Source organism: Collinsella aerofaciens, from assembly GCF_039752985.1.
GTDB classification, from domain to species: Bacteria; Actinomycetota; Coriobacteriia; order Coriobacteriales; family Coriobacteriaceae; genus Collinsella; species Collinsella aerofaciens_BT.
Genome location: NZ_JBDMHA010000111.1, coordinates 1 through 3,076, shown reverse-complemented (window position 1 = coordinate 3,076; position 3,076 = coordinate 1). Strand labels below are relative to the sequence as shown.

Here is a 3,076-nt window from a genome sequence, read left to right as displayed (position 1 = left end):
CCACGGGGCTTGCGGTGGTTCTGGCGTTGCCTGCCCTGCTGCTGGGCGCGTCTGCCACGGGCGCCATGCTCAAGATCGCGCTCAAGACCTTCATTAATGTGTCGCTGGTGCTGGGCGTTTCGTGGACGCTTACCTGGAGCCGCATGTCGGCGGCGCTCAAAATGCTGCACCTGCCCGACGAGGTCATCTTTACCTTTGATATGGCACTCAAGCACATCGAGGTGCTGGGACGCACGGCGCACGATCTGTGCGAATCGGTCATGCTGCGCAGCGTTGGCCGTGCGCCTGAGGGATTTTCGCGTACCGATTCGATCGCGGGTATCATGGGCATGACGTTTATCAAGGCGATGGAATGCAGCCGCGCGATGGACGAGGCCATGCTCTGCCGCGGCTTTGCCGGTGCGTATCCGGCTCCTGCGCGGGGCGGCTTTGGCTGGCGCGATGCGGTTTACGCGGTCGTTGTGGTTCTGCTCGCCGTGTTGTGCGCGGTGCTGTAGCGCGGGCGGTCTAGCCGTCGATGTGAGTAGGGAGGGGCGACGTTTTGACGATCGATATGAATAGTGCGGCGGGCACGAACGGTGCGGGCGGCGCCGAGGGCGCGCCGCTTATTGAGTTGCGCGACGTGGTGTTCTCCTATGCGGGGCATACGGTTGTCGATGGCGTGTCGCTGCAGGTCGATCGTGGTGAACTCGTTGCCCTGCTCGGTCCCAACGGCTGCGGTAAGACGACGATTATGCGTCTTATTAACGGCCTTGAACTCGCGGACGCAGGGGCATACCTGTTTGACGGGTGTATGGTCGATGCGGCATATCTCAAGGATTCCGCGACGGCCCAGCGGTTCCATCAGCGCGTGGGCTTTGTGTTCCAGAATGCCGACGCCCAGTTGTTCTGCGCTACGGTGGGTGAGGAAGTTGCTTTTGGTCCCGCGCAGATGGGGCTGCCGGCAGACGAGCTCGACCGTCGCGTGCACGATGCCATGGAACTGTTTCAAGTTGCCGACCTGGTCGATGCCTCGCCCTATCAGCTTTCGGGTGGGCAAAAGAAGCGTGTGGCGCTGGCGGCCGTCGTGTCGATGAACCCCGATATCCTGGTGCTCGACGAGCCTACCAACGGACTTGACGAGGACTCGTGCGACATCGTGGTCAACTTTCTACTGGCCTATGTAGCTGCCGGCAAGACGGTCTTGATGAGCACACATCACCAGGATTTGGTGCGACGCCTGGGTGCCCGCGCCATCTATATCGATCGATATCATCACGTGGTCGAGGCACCTTCGCCGTCGTATGGAACTGAAAGCGGTGCGACGGACTAGTTGCTGCGTAGAGCGTGCGTAGCCGCCCGCGTGGCTTTGGCGTGATGGTATAGTTATCCAGGTTTTTATGGGGGTGGCTATGCCAAGCTGGAACATTCATATCGCTCAAACAGAGCGTTTGCTGGAGCGCACCGGTGCGCTTGCCAAGAGCGTGCGCGACCGCAATGCCTTTTTGTTTGGCTGTGTGGTTCCGGATATCTTCGTGGGCTATATGGTCCCTGGCATCGCCGATCCCATCCCGTACCGCATTACGCACTTTGCAAAGCCCGAGCCTATCCCTAAGCCGCGCGAGCATGAGTTTTGGGACACCTATGTGGCGCCGCTGCTCAAAGGGGCGCCTGTTGGTACGCCGGCTGACGCGACCTCGATTGTCGAGGAGCGCGAGCGACTCAATCGGGTGCATTATCCCCAACGCTACAAGGATGCCGAGCCGGTTGCCGGTCCCGGTGCTAGCGAGCTTTCGCTCGCGCCCGATGACGTGGCGCAGTCGCTGCTCGATCTGACGCTGGGCGTTTGGTCTCACCTCGTGGCCGATACCGTGTGGAATACGCGCGTGAATCAGTACCTGGAGGCGCACGGCGGCAAACCGTGCGAGGAATTCCGCATTAAAAAGCAAGGCGACTTTGACTGGTTTGGCAAGACGCTCGGCATCGTTTCGATTCCGCGCGCGACCGATCGCCTGTATACTGCGGCGACGCGTTTTGGGCAGTATCCCATCCATAAGGAGTATGTGCTCAAGACCATCGGCGTTATGCACGAGATCGTGCGAGAAAACCCCGGTGAGCCCGACCATCCGCCATACCGCCTGCTGACCGAGGAGTTCTTCGACGCGACGTTTACCGAGGTGATCGAGCTGACCGAGGCGGGTTTTGCCGCCCGTGTCGAATCGTCCGATGTGCCTGCTCTGCCCCTGATTGCTAGCTGCTAGCTGGCCGGCCCGGCAGCGAATAGCTCAACCCAATCGACAAGTAGCTCTTGCCGTAAGGTATCTTCGGCAATGCGCTCCTGTTTGGTCTTTGGGATGTGGGGAAGCCCGGCCTTTTTATGGATGAGCTCGGCTATGTGGTCGAAGCTCTTCTTCTCCTTGATCTGGTCATAGGTAATTTGGATGACGTCGTAGCCCATGCTTGTGAGTGCGGTGGCGCGCTCGGCATCGGAGAGGCTCGCGGCTTCGCTGTCGTGGGCAGAGCGGCCTTGGCATTCCAGAATGACGCCCATGCTGTCGGTGGCGCTTTCGACGAGGATATCGGCGTAGCAGCAGGTTTTGTCATACAGCGAACGTGCGGCTTCACTGAGCGGGATGCGCGCGTTGTTGGCGATCTCGATGCCCTGGCCGCCCTCGTCGCGGGGGAGCGAGATAAGCATGGAGGTCTGTACTTCGAAGGGCGAGGCGGCCTGCCCCGTCATGTGCTCGGCCGCCCAGTGCAGTTGTTTGACGCCGCGCAGGCCTGCGGCTTGCTTGGCGAACGCGGTGATATCCGTTGCGGTAAGAAGCGGCGTGCGCTTCCACAAGTTGGTGTCATTGCCCTTGGTGTCGTTAACTCGCTCCCAGCCGCAGTTGGGTGGAATGAACTTAAGCGAAATAGCTTCATCGAGTTGTTGTTGCGTTCGCTCGCAGGGCTTAAACACTGCAAAGGAGCCGCACATCTCGTAGCAAGCCATGAGTAACTGGTTGCGTGAGACCTTCGCAGCAAGGTTGAGCAGCGTAAACTCGGGCGACGTGACATCAAATCCATGCTCAGTCTGCCTAAACGACCCAGGAGG

4 protein-coding genes are annotated in these 3,076 nt (G+C 60.0%); 3 read left to right on the top strand and 1 reads right to left on the bottom strand.

What is annotated here, in order from left to right; all coding sequences use genetic code 11:
- From ABHR76_RS09775 to ABHR76_RS09765, 3 genes are all read left to right on the top strand, one after another.
- The coding region (locus tag ABHR76_RS09775) for an energy-coupling factor transporter transmembrane component T (RefSeq protein WP_346977598.1) at nucleotides 1-497 on the top strand (497 nt) is incomplete at its 5' end.
- A 44-nt stretch (nucleotides 498-541) separates the two neighbouring features.
- Nucleotides 542-1,312 (top strand): energy-coupling factor ABC transporter ATP-binding protein, encoded by a 771-nt coding sequence (locus ABHR76_RS09770; protein ID WP_346977597.1) that lies wholly within the window; start codon nucleotides 542-544, stop codon nucleotides 1,310-1,312.
- A 79-nt stretch (nucleotides 1,313-1,391) separates the two neighbouring features.
- On the top strand, nucleotides 1,392-2,240 hold the full coding sequence (locus ABHR76_RS09765; RefSeq protein ID WP_346977595.1) for a hypothetical protein: 849 nt from the start codon (nucleotides 1,392-1,394) through the stop codon (nucleotides 2,238-2,240).
- On the opposite strand, the gene ABHR76_RS09760 is transcribed toward ABHR76_RS09765, so the two are convergent.
- The coding region (locus tag ABHR76_RS09760; RefSeq protein ID WP_346977593.1) for a hypothetical protein at nucleotides 2,237-3,076 on the bottom strand (840 nt) is incomplete at its 5' end. The genes ABHR76_RS09765 and ABHR76_RS09760 overlap by 4 nt on opposite strands.

What these genes read in the sequence shown, in the direction of transcription:
- ABHR76_RS09765 (WP_346977595.1), top strand. Translation starts at nt 1,392, where the DNA reads ATGCCAAGCTGGAACATTCATATCGCTCAAACAGAGCGTTTGCTGGAG.